Origin of the sequence: Pseudomonas tremae (assembly GCF_001401155.1) — a bacterium.
Lineage (GTDB): Bacteria > Pseudomonadota > Gammaproteobacteria > Pseudomonadales > Pseudomonadaceae > Aquipseudomonas > Aquipseudomonas tremae.
In genome coordinates, this window is sequence record NZ_LJRO01000028.1 from 1 (window position 1) to 387 (window position 387).

General features: G+C 63.0%; 1 pseudogene. It reads right to left on the reverse strand.

Annotated features, from left to right (window positions below):
- Window positions 1–35: 35 nt before the first annotated feature.
- Window positions 36–387, reverse strand: a pseudogene (gene fliI / locus ALO43_RS01455) (flagellum-specific ATP synthase FliI); the annotation flags it as partial.

Consider the following 387-nt stretch of genomic DNA (forward strand, 5'->3'; position numbering starts at 1 on the left):
GCCAGACGCGCCGCTCGACTCTGAGCCATAGGCTATCAGCCGCCAGGTGCCGGTGCGAATATAGACGCCAGCGCCTCGCCACTGCCTTGCATGCTTTCGTTGTCTCGCAGGCCCTGGCGCTGATAGCGCACCAACACCGGGTGCAACGCAAGCGCCATGTCGGTCTCGCGATCGCCACCCGCGACATAGGCGCCCACGCTGATAAGGTCGCGAGTCTGCTGGTAACGCGACCACAACTGTTTGAAATGCTGCGCACGCGCCATGTGCTCGGGGCTGACCACCGCAGGCATGACCCGACTGATGGAAGACTCGATATCGATGGCCGGGTAATGACCTTCTTCAGCCAAACGCCGGGACAGCACGATGTGACCGTCGAGCACACCCCGC